The 12,883-nt window shown below is 53.1% G+C and carries 14 protein-coding genes; 8 read left to right on the top strand and 6 right to left on the bottom strand.

Going from position 1 to position 12,883, the window contains the following annotated elements; translation table 11 throughout:
- Nucleotides 1-64 precede the first annotated feature (64 nt).
- Together serA and PJL69_RS11470 are read right to left on the bottom strand one after the other, a co-directional pair.
- Nucleotides 65-1,660, bottom strand: a complete 1,596-nt coding sequence (gene serA, locus PJL69_RS11475) for a phosphoglycerate dehydrogenase (protein WP_209097798.1) — start codon at nt 1,658-1,660, stop codon at nt 65-67.
- An 86-nt stretch (nt 1,661-1,746) separates the two neighbouring features.
- On the bottom strand, nt 1,747-2,895 hold the full coding sequence (locus tag PJL69_RS11470; protein ID WP_271309776.1) for a phosphoserine transaminase: 1,149 nt from the start codon (nt 2,893-2,895) through the stop codon (nt 1,747-1,749).
- A 294-nt stretch (nt 2,896-3,189) separates the two neighbouring features.
- Between PJL69_RS11470 and serB the strand changes: the two genes are divergently transcribed.
- Both serB and PJL69_RS11460 read left to right on the top strand, forming a co-directional pair.
- Nucleotides 3,190-4,068 carry a phosphoserine phosphatase SerB gene (gene serB, locus PJL69_RS11465; RefSeq protein ID WP_271309775.1) on the top strand — a complete coding sequence of 293 codons (879 nt, stop codon included), beginning with the start codon at nt 3,190-3,192 and terminating at the stop codon, nt 4,066-4,068.
- Nucleotides 4,069-4,071: 3 nt separating this feature from the next.
- On the top strand, nt 4,072-4,830 hold the full coding sequence (locus PJL69_RS11460) for a TSUP family transporter (protein WP_271309774.1): 759 nt from the start codon (nt 4,072-4,074) through the stop codon (nt 4,828-4,830).
- 64 nt (nt 4,831-4,894) lie between these two features.
- Here the strand turns inward: PJL69_RS11460 and PJL69_RS11455 are convergent, their stop codons facing one another.
- Nucleotides 4,895-5,890 carry an asparaginase gene (locus PJL69_RS11455; RefSeq protein WP_271309773.1) on the bottom strand — a complete coding sequence of 332 codons (996 nt, stop codon included), beginning with the start codon at nt 5,888-5,890 and terminating at the stop codon, nt 4,895-4,897.
- A 169-nt stretch (nt 5,891-6,059) separates the two neighbouring features.
- Here PJL69_RS11455 and PJL69_RS11450 point away from each other — a divergent pair, with 169 nt between their 5' ends.
- Together PJL69_RS11450 and PJL69_RS11445 are read left to right on the top strand one after the other, a co-directional pair.
- Entirely contained in the window at nt 6,060-6,590 is a 531-nt protein-coding gene (locus PJL69_RS11450; protein WP_271309772.1) for an invasion associated locus B family protein, read from the top strand.
- Between the two features lie 51 nt (nt 6,591-6,641).
- The gene (locus PJL69_RS11445) at nt 6,642-7,331 is read left to right on the top strand and encodes a Hint domain-containing protein (RefSeq protein ID WP_271309771.1); all 690 of its coding nucleotides are present in this window, start codon (nt 6,642-6,644) and stop codon (nt 7,329-7,331) included.
- 94 nt (nt 7,332-7,425) lie between these two features.
- Here the strand turns inward: PJL69_RS11445 and PJL69_RS11440 are convergent, their stop codons facing one another.
- Both PJL69_RS11440 and hrcA read right to left on the bottom strand, forming a co-directional pair.
- The gene (locus tag PJL69_RS11440) at nt 7,426-7,986 is read right to left on the bottom strand and encodes a nucleotide exchange factor GrpE (protein ID WP_209058282.1); all 561 of its coding nucleotides are present in this window, start codon (nt 7,984-7,986) and stop codon (nt 7,426-7,428) included.
- Between the two features lie 9 nt (nt 7,987-7,995).
- On the bottom strand, nt 7,996-9,060 hold the full coding sequence (gene hrcA / locus PJL69_RS11435; protein WP_271309770.1) for a heat-inducible transcriptional repressor HrcA: 1,065 nt from the start codon (nt 9,058-9,060) through the stop codon (nt 7,996-7,998).
- A 115-nt stretch (nt 9,061-9,175) separates the two neighbouring features.
- On the opposite strand from hrcA, the gene rph reads away from it, so the two are divergent.
- The 4 genes from rph to PJL69_RS11415 are packed head-to-tail and all read left to right on the top strand — an operon-like array spanning nt 9,176 to nt 12,000.
- The gene (rph, locus tag PJL69_RS11430) at nt 9,176-9,889 is read left to right on the top strand and encodes a ribonuclease PH (RefSeq protein WP_271309769.1); all 714 of its coding nucleotides are present in this window, start codon (nt 9,176-9,178) and stop codon (nt 9,887-9,889) included.
- Nucleotides 9,886-10,497 (top strand): RdgB/HAM1 family non-canonical purine NTP pyrophosphatase, encoded by a 612-nt coding sequence (gene rdgB, locus PJL69_RS11425; protein WP_271309768.1) that lies wholly within the window; start codon nt 9,886-9,888, stop codon nt 10,495-10,497. Before rph ends, rdgB begins: the two co-directional genes overlap by 4 nt.
- Nucleotides 10,490-11,647 carry a radical SAM family heme chaperone HemW gene (hemW, locus tag PJL69_RS11420; protein WP_271309767.1) on the top strand — a complete coding sequence of 386 codons (1,158 nt, stop codon included), beginning with the start codon at nt 10,490-10,492 and terminating at the stop codon, nt 11,645-11,647. The genes rdgB and hemW overlap by 8 nt, the downstream gene beginning before the upstream one ends.
- Nucleotides 11,647-12,000, top strand: a complete 354-nt coding sequence (locus PJL69_RS11415) for a YbaN family protein (protein WP_271309766.1) — start codon at nt 11,647-11,649, stop codon at nt 11,998-12,000. Before hemW ends, PJL69_RS11415 begins: the two co-directional genes overlap by 1 nt.
- Here PJL69_RS11415 and PJL69_RS11410 read toward each other — a convergent pair.
- Nucleotides 11,990-12,880: a ParB/RepB/Spo0J family partition protein gene (locus PJL69_RS11410; RefSeq protein ID WP_271309765.1), complete on the bottom strand. Its 891-nt coding sequence runs from the start codon at nt 12,878-12,880 to the stop codon at nt 11,990-11,992. The genes PJL69_RS11415 and PJL69_RS11410 overlap by 11 nt on opposite strands.
- Nucleotides 12,881-12,883: the final 3 nt, after the last annotated feature.

Below are 12,883 nucleotides of genomic sequence, written 5' to 3'. Positions count from 1 at the left end.
CCCGCATAAAAACAAAAGAGGCGCTGCCAAATAGCAGCGCCTTTCTATTTTGAATGCTTGGAGCTTAAGCGACATCAAACGCCAATGGTTTGATCTGTCGGAACATATCCGTTTCTGCCAGCTTCGCTCGTGCTTCAGCTGGAACAGGCTCATCAACGTAAAGCAACGCGATCGCCTCTCCGCCGACATCTGCCCGACCAAGAGTAAAGTTCGCAATATTCACGCCCTCGTCTCCCAAAGTCTGCCCCAATGCGCCAATAATGCCAGGCACATCTTCGTTGGTTGTATAAAGCATGTTTGCGCCAATCTCGGCATCAATGTTGATACCTTTGATCTGGATGAAACGCGGTTTGCCATCGGAGAAAACAGTGCCAGCAATCGAACGCTCACGTTTATCGGTCACGACGGTCACCTTGATGTAGCCATCAAATGCACCGGACTTATCCTGATTGGTGGTAGAAATCTGAATGCCGCGCTCTTTGGCGACAACAGGCGCTGAAACCATGTTCACATCTGGGTTGGCCTTTTTCATGATCCCGGCAACAACAGAGCAGTTCAAAGCAGCCAAGTTCATCTCAGCCGCCACACCATCATACAGGATATTGATGGCCTTTATCGGCTCGTCAGTCATCTGACCGGAGAAAGCGCCAAGGTGATCCGCGAGCTTGATCCACGGGCCCATAACTTTTGCTTCTTCTGCAGTCACAGACGGCATGTTGAGGGCATTTTCCACAGCACCAGTCAGCAGATAGTTGGCCATCTGCTCAGCGACTTGCAGCGCAACGTTTTCCTGTGCTTCCGTGGTGGCTGCGCCAAGATGCGGGGTGCAAACAACATTTGGAAGATTGAAAAGCGCGTTTTCTTTGGCTGGCTCCTCGGAGAACACATCGAAAGCTGCTCCAGCGACGTGGCCAGACTTGAGAAGTTCTGCCAGAGCTTCTTCATCGACCAAACCGCCACGCGCGCAGTTGATAATGCGGACACCTTTTTTGGTTTTCTCAAGGTTTTCACGGCTCAGGATATTGGCAGTGGCTTCCGTGAAGGGGACGTGCAGAGTGATAAAGTCGGCACGCGCCAGCAGATCATCCAACTCCACCTTTTCCACGCCCATTTTGTCAGCTTTTTCAGCAGACAAAAACGGGTCATACGCGACCACTTTCATTTTCAGGCCGCGGGCGCGGTCACAAACGATACCGCCAATGTTGCCAGCACCGATCACACCCAGTGTTTTGTTGGTGAGCTCAACACCCATAAACTTGGATTTTTCCCACTTGCCGGCGTGCGTAGATTCAGAGGCTTCAGGAATCTGACGCGCCACAGCAAACATCATTGCGATCGCATGTTCGGCGGTGGTGATCATGTTTCCAAAAGGCGTGTTCATGACGATCACACCTTTTTTGGAGGCCGCCTCTTTGTCGACATTGTCCGTGCCAATCCCTGCGCGACCAACAACCTTCAGGTTGGTTGCAGCTTCCAGAATGGTGGGGGTCACTTTGGTGGCAGAACGGATCGCCAAACCATCATATTGGCCAATCACTTCAGCAAGTTTTTCTTTGTCTTTGCCAAGGTCAGGCATGAAATCCACGTCGATGCCACGGTCGCGAAAAATTTGAACAGCGGTTTCGCTGAGCTTGTCAGATACGAGTACTTTGGGAGCCATTTTGAGCGTCCTTTGGAAAATCTAGGTCAGGGAAGGTGCGCGGAGATTGCGCACCCTACGTAGGGTTTGCCCTTGGGGTGCAGCTCTTAAGTTTGCGCTGCGATTTCTGCTTCAAAAGCCCAGGTGAGCCATGGCAACATCGCCTCCAGATCGGATGTCTCTACGGTGCCACCACACCAGATACGCAAACCCGCAGGGGCGTCGCGATACGCGCCGATGTCGAGCGCGATGTTTTCGGCTTCGAGACGTTTGGCCACTGCTTTGGCAAAGGCTGCACCGTCTTGAATGCGGGCATCGGTGAATTTCAGGCAAACAGATGTGTTCGAGCGTGTGCCTGCGTCTTCTGCAAGATTTTCAATCCAGTCATTTGCCTCACAGAAATCAAACACCGCTTTGGCATTGGCATCAGCGCGCGCGATAAGTCCTTTCAGGCCACCTACAGAACGGGCCCAATCCAGCGCGAAAAGGTAATCTTCGACGGCCAGCATGGAGGGTGTGTTGATGGTGGCGCCAGTGAAGATCCCCTCGATCAGTTTGCCGCCTTTCGTCAGACGGAAAATTTTGGGCAGCGGCCATGCAGGTGTATAGTTTTCCAAACGCTCAACAGCACGCGGGCTCAGAACGATAACGCCATGCGCAGCCTCTCCTCCCAGCACTTTCTGCCAGGAGAAAGTGGTTACATCCAGCTTGTCCCACGGCAGATCCATTGCGAAAGTAGCCGAGGTGGCATCACAGATGGTCAGCCCTTCGCGATCATCCGCAATCCAGTCTGCATTTGGCACACGCACGCCGGAGGTGGTGCCGTTCCATGTGAAAACCACATCGTTGTTCTTAGTATCAACGGCTGCCAGATCCACGATCTCACCGTACTCGGCAGTTTTGACTTCAGCGTCGATTTTAAGCTGCTTCACCACATCAGTGACCCAGCCAGCGCCAAAGCTCTCCCATGCCAGCATTTCAACTTTGCGCGCACCTAGAAGAGACCAGAGCGCCATTTCAACCGCGCCAGTGTCAGACGCAGGCACAATGCCAATACGGTAATCTGCGGGGATGCCCAGAATTTCGCGTGTGCCTTCGATCGCGGACTTCAACTTGTCCTTGCCAATGGCGGCACGGTGGCTGCGGCCGAGAGCGGCATCGGCGAGCTTGGTAACATCAAATGTGGGGGGTTTGGCACAAGGGCCAGAGGAGAAACGCGGATTCGCCGGGCGAACCGCCGGTTGCTGAGTAGCCATAAATGCTATCCTTCCAGATAAATGCCTCTCGTTGGGGAGAGGTGTCCCACGGACCGAATTAGGCGGATTGATCGCAGTCGACAACAGGTAAAAAGACAACAGCGACTTTTTGCACGGTAAAAACGACGCAAAATGACCACTATCGGAAACACCTGTGCCTGAAGCGCTCAGGGAGGTGGTGCGTGCAGATTCTGGTGAAGAAAACCTTATCGGTACCAAAATCTGGTACTGGAATCACCGGCTCTGCCATGCTCTATGACGGTCACCCAAATTCCAAATCTGTTGAGGCCGCCGATGTTCACCGCCACGCTTTTGACCAACCCTGCCGCGCCAAACCTGGATCGCGCGCTTGTGGAGTCTCTGCGAAATGCCTGGGGCGGCGGCGAGGCGCATTGGCTTGCAGAAGGCGAAGCCGCCGAGTTTTCTGTTGCGATCAAACCCGACACGCTTTGGACAGTGTGGGAGGATCTGCAGAAAGCGCATGTGGATCTGGTTCTGCAACCCACCGAGGGACGTCGCAAAAAGATGCTGCTCGCGGATATGGACAGCACCATGATCGAACAGGAATGTATCGACGAGCTGGCCGATGAGGCCGGTGTTGGCGAACGCGTCAAAGACATCACAGCGCGGGCAATGAACGGCGAGCTCGATTTTGAGGGCGCGCTGACCGAGCGGGTCGGCTTGCTTGAAGGTCTGGACGAGAGCGTGATCTCCAAAGTGCTGGCAGAGCGCATCACCTTCATGCCCGGAGGCAAAGCGCTTTTGGCAACGATGAAAGCCAATGGCGCTTATGCCGCGTTGGTATCCGGGGGATTTACAGCGTTCACTGCGAAAGTGGCGTCTGAACTTGGTTTTAACGAGAACCGCGCCAACACCTTATTGGTGGAGTATGAAAAACTGACCGGCGCAGTGGGATATCCCATCTTAGGTCGTAAAGCCAAAGTACAGGCACTGAAAGAGATCACAGCTCGTTTAGGCTTGGCGCATCAAGACGTTATCGCAGTGGGCGACGGCGCCAATGACCTTGGCATGCTTGGGCTCGCCGGCGCTGGCGTGGCGCTCCATGCCAAACCCTCTGTCGCAGCAGAATGCGACATTCGTATCAATCATGGCGATCTGACGGCCCTGCTTTACATCCAAGGCTATGCTAAGTCCGATTTTGTGGGCCCCTGATCTATGCTTGAATTTGGAATTGAAGGGCTGCTGCTCTTGTTGGCAGCCGGGTTCTTTGCGGGCTTTGTAGACGCCATCGCTGGCGGTGGTGGGCTGATCACGGTTCCAGCACTTATGATCGCAGGTGTTCCGCCGGTGCAGGCATTGGCCACCAACAAGATTCAAGGCATGTTTGGCTCGGGTACAGCCGCCTACGCATATGCAAAAAGCGGACTTGTAGATCTTAAATCGCAAGCCGCGCCAGCGCTTTTGGCGTTTTTTGCCTCGCTTATCGGTGCGTTGGCAGTCTCTTTCCTGCCAACAAACTGGATACGGCTTGTCCTGCCAGTATTGCTGATCGGCATCGCACTGTTCTTTGCACTTCGCAAGGATCCCGGAGAGATGGACAGAACAGCGCGGCTCAAACCGGTTGCTTTTTCACTGTCTGCTGTTCCTTTGGTGGCATTCTACGACGGAATTCTCGGACCAGGGGCGGGTAGTTTTTACATGATCGCCTTCGTTGCTTTAGGGGGCTACGGGATTTTGAAGGCCACAGCGCATACAAAGCTCTTGAACTTCGCATCAAATGTCGGTGGGCTGGCTGGGTTTATACTCGTGGCAAACCCACTTTGGGCGATCGGTTTGGCAATGGGGGCCATGCAAATCCTTGGTGCGCGACTCGGCGCAAAGGTTGCGATGGCCAAAGGCGCGAAATTGATCCGTCCTCTCTTGGTTGTGACCTCGGTTGCGCTTGCTCTGAAACTACTTTGGGACGTGCTGTAAGCGCAGACACAATTGCTGGAGCCTGGTTTACAGGCTCCAGCCTGATAGCTATCACGCAAAGACTTTAACGCAGCGCGGGAGACGCCCGCATGATGCCTGTTTGCAAGCCATCCCAGTTTCTGATCGGCGCATCCAAGTACTTTGCGGTTTCAGGGTGAGCAGGATCCAGAACACCAAGCTTAGCGAGAATGGCTGCTATCGCATTCTCAGAAGCGCGGGTGCCCCCGTCGATGATTTTCAACGCCACTCCAAGTTTTTGTTCCGGCAAAATGGCGATAAAATATGCTTCTGCGCCGGTCTTGATGGCAACCTTGTGGCCCATCGCCCGCATTAGGTTGGTACAGGCGCGACCTTCGCCCGCGACATATTCCGGATGTTTCGCCATCGCATCGCGCAAACGCGCCGCGGCTGTTTCTCGCGTGCCCTGCCCTTCCCGCGCTGCAGCAAAGAAAGCCATCGCGCGCGCCATACCTTTGAGTGTGCTTGCATGATTGGGCGCCGAGCAGCCATCAATACCGTATCCTGGGCTGGTTTCGTGGGTAAGGTCTTCATGCGCAGCCAAAACCGCTTTTTGCACTGGGTGATCGATGTCTGTGTAGTTTCGCTCTGCGCCCAGATGTTTTGTGAGTGTCAGAAAGCCGGTGTGCTTTCCAGAACAGTTATTATGCACGCGACACACTGGATCATTACAGCGTATCAACTCGTCGCGAATGCCAATATCACGCGGCTCCTGGGGGCCACAGATCAGATCATCATCCGAAAACCCCTGCGCTGAAAGCCATGCAGTCACCATATCATTGTGGATTTTGGAGGCATTGTGAGAAGCGCAAGACAGCGCCAAATGCTTGTCTGTCAAACCTGCGGCATCCGCCGCACCGCTTTCCACCAAAGGCAGTGCCTGTATCATCTTGGAAGAGCTCCGCGGCAGCACCACTGCGTCTGGATCTCCCCAAGCTTCTACAATATCACCCTCCGCGTTGCAGACCACTGCATGCCCACTGTGGACACTCTCCAGAATATCTCCCCGCCAAATCTCAGTCATGGGCACGGCTTTGGTCATAAATCTCTCGCTTTCATGGGCAAATTTGTGCCAACGGGTCTTTCGTCTCGCGGCAATCATGGGCTAAGCTCACTGTATCGCGTATAATTAGCGTCAGCCCAAGACAAATGGTGCAAAGCCAGCGGGCGGCGACAAGAGGCAACAGACAGCTTGGAGGCTGTAGAAGAGCATGACATCACGTTGGATGACAGCGCTGTGCATAGCGGCAACGCTTTGGGGCGGCAGTGTTTCAGCACAAGCATCAAGCGAAAATCAAGTGAACGCCATCACGGATTGGAGCGTTTTTGAACACAAAGACGGCGACAAACGTGAATGTTGGGCAGTGAGCACTGCAAAAGAGAGCGTAAACACGCGCGGCGGTCAGGTGGTTGCCGTGAGACGCAGCGATATCCTTCTGATGGTATCCTTCCTGCCACACGAAAGCGTTACTGCACAGGTGGGCTTTACTGGTGGTTACCCTTTTGCCGGGGGATCCACAGTTGAAGTGAGCATAGATGGGCAGAGCTTTGTCATGATCACCGAAGGCGAATGGGCCTGGCCCGCCTCCTCTGGTGATGACGCCAAGATCGTAGCAGCGATGAAACGCGGTGCAGATGCAACGATGTCTGCGCGATCCTCGCGCGGGACCAAAACAGCGGACACGTTCTCATTGAGAGGCTTCACCGCCGCTGTTGAGGATGCAGAAAAGCGCTGCAACTGAAGAAACAGCCTCTGCCAGGGCTTTAACCACGAACACACTGCCACCACGGGGATGCTGATCGAAGAAACGGTCAGTCTATTGGTGATGGGAGAGCAGAAAGTGGAACAGAACGTTAGGGCCCTTACAGGCAGTTGTGATCATCAAATCGAAAGTCTTGCTTCCAAAGAAATAAGCTTGGTGACACGCGGCACAGAAATCGCAACCCGGAGAGGAGAAGTGAAGGTCGAAACTCTTCGGGTTGGGGACGAGATCGTCAGCCGCGATCGCGGCCTCAGCCCTGTCCGTTGGATTGGAAAACTTTCTGCGGTCGAATGTCCGATCAAGGTGCCAGCAGGTGCACTGGGTCGCAATGTCCCGATAAGAGATTGCTGGCTCGCCCCGAACACCCGAATTTGGATGCGGAGTTTTGCTTTTGAAGCAGCCTTCACAAGTCGCGAGGTTATGGTTCCAGTCAAGGACCTCATCGGATGGCGCGGCATAATGGAAGACATTTCACACAGCCCAAGTACGGAGTACTTTCTTGTGCTTTGCGATGTGCCGCAAATTATCACAGCGGACGGTATGCAAGTCGAAATGCGCCATGCTGGAGCAGACATGCCCCTTTTTGAAGCTGTCGGCTCCGATGAAATGACTGCGTTTTTGCCGAGTGCGCCAGAATTCAGTTCTGCGACTTCCAATCGACGTCGCCGTTTAAGTCGCTCTGACGCAAGGCTATTGGTAGAAATTCAAAAGCGCGCATAGAAGAAGCTTCTGAATTTCGCAGTTTCAGGCCAAAGAGTTTCGACAAAAAAGCCCCCGAAAAATCGGAGGCTTTAGCAAACTGTTTTTATTTAGTTCAAGCTGGCGTGGAGCTCACACCCACCTGAGCTGGCCGCAAAAGGCGATCGTGTAGCATGAAGCCTTGTGCGGAAACCTGAATAATGTCGCCAGCTTTGGTACCGGGCACTGGGGCCTCAAACATCGCCTCGTGAACATTTGGATCGAATTTGTCGCCCACTTCGGGCGAAATCATTTCGATGCCATGCTTAGAGAATGTTTTCAGCAGCTCACGCATTGTCAGCTCGATACCTTCGATCAATGCAGAGGAAGCTTCTTTTTGCTCTTCGGTGATGGATTCAACGGCACGTTTCATGTTGTCAAATACAGGCAACATGTCGCGAGCCAGTTTGGAACCACCGTATTGCTCCGCGTCACGACGGGCTTTGTCGCCGCGCTTACGTGCGTTTTCGGCGTCGGCCAACGCACGCATCCAGCGATCTTTCAGCTCGTCACGCTCTGCGCGCAACTCATCCAATTCAACCGCTTCATCTGCGAGCTCATCAAGGCTCTGAGCAAATTCTTCGGCTTCGGCTTCTGCGATATCGTCCAGAAACTCATTGTCTTTCGGCTCAGCCATTTTTCACCTCTAACCGCGGTCAGATATCAATTTTCCAACCAGTTGTGCCGTGTAATCCACAATCGGCACAATGCGTCCATAGTTCAGGCGCTTGGGCCCAATGACCCCAACAGCACCCACGATCTTTCGATCAGCGTTCATATAGGGAGACACCACCAAAGAGGAACCCGAAAGTGAAAAAAGTTTGTTCTCTGAGCCAATAAAAATGCGCACGCCATCGCCTTGCTCTGCAAGTTCCAGAAAATCGGCAATATCGCGCTTACGTTCCAGATCATCAAACAACGTCCGGATGCGTTCCAAGTCCTGCTCTTCTGCATCGGTTCCAAGCAGATTCGCACGGCCTCTCACGATTAGGCGCTCCTCTTGCCCCCCGTCGCCGGCCCACAGCGCGATTCCGCTCTCCACAAGATCTGCTGCAAGTGTGTCTATCTCTTGGCGACGGCGGGCAATCTCTTCACGCACCGCTTTCCCAACCTCACTCAATGTGCGCCCTTCGGCCACTGCATTTAGGAAATTGGCTGCCTCACGCATTGAACTTGGCGTTTGCCCCGGCGGTGGCGTAAACAATCGATTTTCGACATGTCCATCGGCAAAAACCAGAACCACAAGTGCGCGGTCATGCGCCAATGATACAAACTCTATGTGTTTGATTGGTGCTTCATGTTTGGGCGCAAGCACCAATGAAGCGCCTTGTGTGACGCCGGAAAGTGCGGTGCTGACACGATCAAGCATATTATTCACATCCGTGTCACTTTCCCCCAAGGTCGCATCAATTTTCTTGCGGTCGCCCTGATCAAGATCGCCGACTTCCAGCAATCCATCCACAAACATGCGTAAACCCTGCTGAGTTGGAACGCGTCCGGCAGAGACATGTGGGCTGTCCAACAGGCCAAGATATTCCAGATCCTGCATCACATTTCGAATTGTAGCCGCGCTGACTTTTTCAGAGAGCGATCTGGTAAGTGTCCGTGATCCGACTGGGTCGCCGGTCTCAAGATAGCCTTCGACCACACGGCGAAACACTTCCCGACTGCGTTCATTCATTTCTTCTAGGATTTTAGTGGTGTCTGTCATCTGCCCGTGCCTTCTGTCTTTCAATAAAATAGGCTCAAGCGCAAAGGTCAATCGGGGTTGCACCCGCCCTGCCCACGCGGCTATGCCCAAATGAAATCAAGAGAAGGAATTTCCTATGCGCCCCTCTGGACGTCCGCTGAATGAAATGCGTGAAGTGTCGATAGAAACAAATGTGACCAAACACGCCGAAGGCTCCTGCCTGATCAAAATGGGCGACACGCATGTGCTTTGCACTGCCTCATTGGAAGCCCGCGTCCCCCCGTTCATCAAGGGCTCTGGCCTGGGGTGGGTAACAGCTGAGTACGGAATGCTTCCACGTTCCACATCCTCACGTATGCGCCGCGAAGCGGCTGCAGGAAAGCAAGGCGGTCGCACCGTAGAAATTCAACGCCTGATCGGCCGTTCCTTGCGCGCTGGCGTGGACCGCGTCGCCCTCGGCGAACGCCAGATCACTATCGATTGTGATGTCATTCAAGCAGACGGCGGCACACGCTGCGCGTCCATCACGGGCGGTTGGGTAGCCCTGCGTTTGGCAGTGAACAAGCTTATGAAAGCAGGTGATATCACCACAGATCCACTGATTGCTCCTGTAGCGGCTGTATCTTGCGGTATCTATGCGGGCCAGCCTGTTCTGGATCTGGACTATCCAGAAGACAGCGAAGCCGGCGTAGACGGTAACTTCATCATGCTCGCAAACGGCCAGATGATCGAAACCCAAATGTCAGCGGAAGGCGCCACCTATTCCCGAGATCAAATGAACCAACTGCTTGATCTTGCAGAAAAAGGCGTGGCAGAACTCGTTGCCGCTCAAGAGGCAGCCGTCGCATGACCCGCAAGTTCGCAGATAGAACTCTGCTGATGGCAACGCACAACAGAGGCAAGCTCGAGGAGATGACACATCTCCTCGAGCCCTTTGGCGTAAAAGTCATAGGTGCTGCAGAAATGGATCTGCCAGAACCAGAAGAGACCGAAGACACTTTTGTCGGCAACGCGCGTATCAAGGCACATGCCGCCGCCAAATCGACCGGTCTGCCCGCCCTCTCCGATGACAGCGGGATCACGATTGATGCGTTGAATGGCGCGCCGGGTGTCTATACTGCAGATTGGGCTGAAACCGAGAATGGCCGAGATTTCATGATGGCTATGACACGCGCGCATGAGGAGCTTGAAGCTATCAATGCTCCGCATCCACGCCTCGCACAGTTCCGCTCCACTTTGGTGCTGGCATGGCCAGACGGACATGACGAAGTCTTTGAGGGCGTGGCGCCCGGTCATCTTGTCTGGCCTATCCGTGGCAAAGACGGGTTTGGCTATGATCCTATGTTTGTTCCTGAAGGTCATGACGTGACCTTTGCGGAAATGGATCGCTGGGAAAAAAACAAAATCAGCCATCGCGGTCACGCCGTGAAAGCCTTTGTGGCGGGCTGTTTTGGCTGAGGATTGGCAAAACGGGGGCTTTGGCCTGTATATTCATTGGCCATTTTGTCAGGCCAAATGCCCCTATTGCGATTTCAACAGCCATGTGAGCCGAGAAATCGATCAATACCGGTGGCTGCGCGCTTATCTCTCAGAATTGGATCGTGTCGCTGCAGAAACACAAGGGCGGGTTCTGAACACTGTATTTTTTGGCGGTGGAACACCTAGCTTGATGGACCCGGAAATAGTTGCATCTATTTTAGATCGTGTGCGCACACTCTGGCCAACATCAAACGACATGGAAATCACGCTAGAAGCGAATCCTGGTTCTGTCGAAGCGGGTAGATTTGTCGCCTATCGGGACGGCGGCGTGAACAGGATCTCTATGGGTATCCAAGCACTTAACGACGACGATCTACGTCGACTTGGACGGATCCATTCTGTTTCAGAGGCTAAGAAAGCGTTTGAGATTGCGAGGAAAACCTTTGATAGGGTCAGTTTTGATCTGATCTACGCGCGTCAAGATCAGACTTTAGATGCCTGGAAAAGTGAACTTTCCGAAGCTCTATCCATGACAATCGATCACTTGTCACTGTATCAGCTTACAATTGAGCAAGGCACCGCGTTTGGTGACCGATACAACCGAGGAAAACTGCGCGGCCTGCCAGAAGATGACCTTGCCGCAGACATGTACGAAGCAACGCAGGAAATTTGCGCCGCGGCAGGGATGCTTCCATACGAAGTCTCCAACTACGCAGCTATAGGTTCTGAGTCTCGGCACAACCAAATCTACTGGCGCTATGGAGACTACGCTGCCATTGGTCCCGGCGCTCATGCTCGCGTGACTGTCCAGGGGACACGATACGCCACAGAAACGTGGCGAAATCCCAACAGATGGCTACAGGAAGCAGAAGCGGGGAATGGCGAAAACCTCAGAGAGGCCATCTCTCAGGCAGATCAGGCAGCGGAGTTTCTATTGATGGGACTTCGACTAAGCGAAGGAATCGATCTCAATAGATATGAGGCGTTGGCAGGTAGACCTCTTGAGGGGAAACGTGTCGATAACCTCATCGACATAGGTATGATCACGCGTGATGTGCGGCATCTGCGCGTCTTGCCAGAGGGACGTATGGTCCTAAATTCAGTCTTATCTGAGCTTTTGGTGGATTGATGCGAGCAATATGGTTGTTGTGTGGATTGGTTTGCGTAGCCTTCGCATTGGTTGGCATCGTTTTGCCTCTATTGCCAACCGTGCCATTCCTGCTTCTTGCGACTTTCTGCTTTGCGCGCTCGTCAGAGAAACTGCACAACTGGTTGCTCAGTCACAAGGTGTTTGGTCCAATGATCCAAGACTGGAATCGCAACGGAGCAATCAAACCATCAGCAAAACGAGCTGCTACACTTTCAATCGCTGCAGTTTTCGGAATTTCTGTCGCCCTTGATGTAAAAACCATCGTCTTGGTCATTCAAGCGATGGTTTTGAGTGCGGTACTTTTTTTCATCTGGACGCGCCCTAACGCGTAGAAGACAAAATCCGGCATAGTTCATCAAGATCATCAAGTGTCTGATAACTAATAGTTATTTTTCCAGATTCTCCGCCAGACAAGTGATCAACGCTGACTTTCATCCCTAAATTGGCAGAAAGATCGCCCTCTAACGCAACTGTGTCGGCGTCCTTATGTATCTTTGCGCGAGGTTTTTTAATTTGCTCGACGAGAGAGCTCGCTTTTTTGGCCAGTTTTTCCGTCTGTCTTACCGACAATCCATCTTTGACCACTTTTTTCGCAAGCTCAGAAGCATTGTCCGTAGTGATCAACGCCCGTGCATGACCGGCTGACAGATGGCCTTCTCTCAGCATCAACTGCACATCATCTGGAAGATTCAACAACCGCATCAAATTCGCGATATGGCTGCGGCTCTTGCCAAGCGCTTCTGACACCTTCTCTTGCGTGTGACCAAACTTCTGCATCAGTTGGCGATAGCCCATCGCCTCTTCAACTGGGTTCAAGTCAGCGCGCTGGATATTCTCAATGATCGCGATCTCAAGAACTTCTGTATCATCATAATCACGTACGATGACAGGCAACTCATGCAATTTCGCCATCTGTGATGCGCGCCAACGGCGTTCGCCAGCTACGATTTCATAATGATCACCAGCTTTTTTTCTAACGATAAGAGGCTGAATGACGCCTTTTTCACGAATAGAATTCGCGAGGTCGTCAAGTTGTTCTGGTGTAAAGTCGCGCCGTGGCTGATCTGGATTTGGTTCAATCCTCTCGATTGGCACCACCATATCCGCGCGTCTCGGTGTGGTTGACGATTGTGCGTTTGTATCTTCAGTGACGTCAGCCATCAAAGCACTGAGGCCACGGCCAAGGCCGCGTGGTTTCTTTTTGTCTGCCATCCT

This window comes from Shimia sp. MMG029, assembly GCF_027947445.1.
In the GTDB taxonomy this organism is placed as follows: Bacteria; Pseudomonadota; Alphaproteobacteria; order Rhodobacterales; family Rhodobacteraceae; genus Shimia.
This window is presented reverse-complemented; position numbering and strand designations above follow the sequence as displayed.

What these genes read in the sequence shown, in the direction of transcription:
- hrcA (WP_271309770.1), bottom strand. Translation starts at nt 9,060, where the DNA reads ATGACAGACACCACTAAAATCCTAGAAGAAATGAATGAACGCAGTCGG.
- rdgB (WP_271309768.1), top strand. Translation starts at nt 9,886, where the DNA reads ATGACCCGCAAGTTCGCAGATAGAACTCTGCTGATGGCAACGCACAAC.
- PJL69_RS11415 (WP_271309766.1), top strand. Translation starts at nt 11,647, where the DNA reads ATGCGAGCAATATGGTTGTTGTGTGGATTGGTTTGCGTAGCCTTCGCA.
- serA (WP_209097798.1), bottom strand. Translation starts at nt 1,660, where the DNA reads ATGGCTCCCAAAGTACTCGTATCTGACAAGCTCAGCGAAACCGCTGTT.
- PJL69_RS11445 (WP_271309771.1), top strand. Translation starts at nt 6,642, where the DNA reads ATGCTGATCGAAGAAACGGTCAGTCTATTGGTGATGGGAGAGCAGAAA.
- PJL69_RS11440 (WP_209058282.1), bottom strand. Translation starts at nt 7,986, where the DNA reads ATGGCTGAGCCGAAAGACAATGAGTTTCTGGACGATATCGCAGAAGCC.
- PJL69_RS11470 (WP_271309776.1), bottom strand. Translation starts at nt 2,895, where the DNA reads ATGGCTACTCAGCAACCGGCGGTTCGCCCGGCGAATCCGCGTTTCTCC.
- PJL69_RS11460 (WP_271309774.1), top strand. Translation starts at nt 4,072, where the DNA reads ATGCTTGAATTTGGAATTGAAGGGCTGCTGCTCTTGTTGGCAGCCGGG.
- rph (WP_271309769.1), top strand. Translation starts at nt 9,176, where the DNA reads ATGCGCCCCTCTGGACGTCCGCTGAATGAAATGCGTGAAGTGTCGATA.
- PJL69_RS11450 (WP_271309772.1), top strand. Translation starts at nt 6,060, where the DNA reads ATGACATCACGTTGGATGACAGCGCTGTGCATAGCGGCAACGCTTTGG.
- PJL69_RS11455 (WP_271309773.1), bottom strand. Translation starts at nt 5,890, where the DNA reads ATGACCAAAGCCGTGCCCATGACTGAGATTTGGCGGGGAGATATTCTG.
- serB (WP_271309775.1), top strand. Translation starts at nt 3,190, where the DNA reads ATGTTCACCGCCACGCTTTTGACCAACCCTGCCGCGCCAAACCTGGAT.
- PJL69_RS11410 (WP_271309765.1), bottom strand. Translation starts at nt 12,880, where the DNA reads ATGGCAGACAAAAAGAAACCACGCGGCCTTGGCCGTGGCCTCAGTGCT.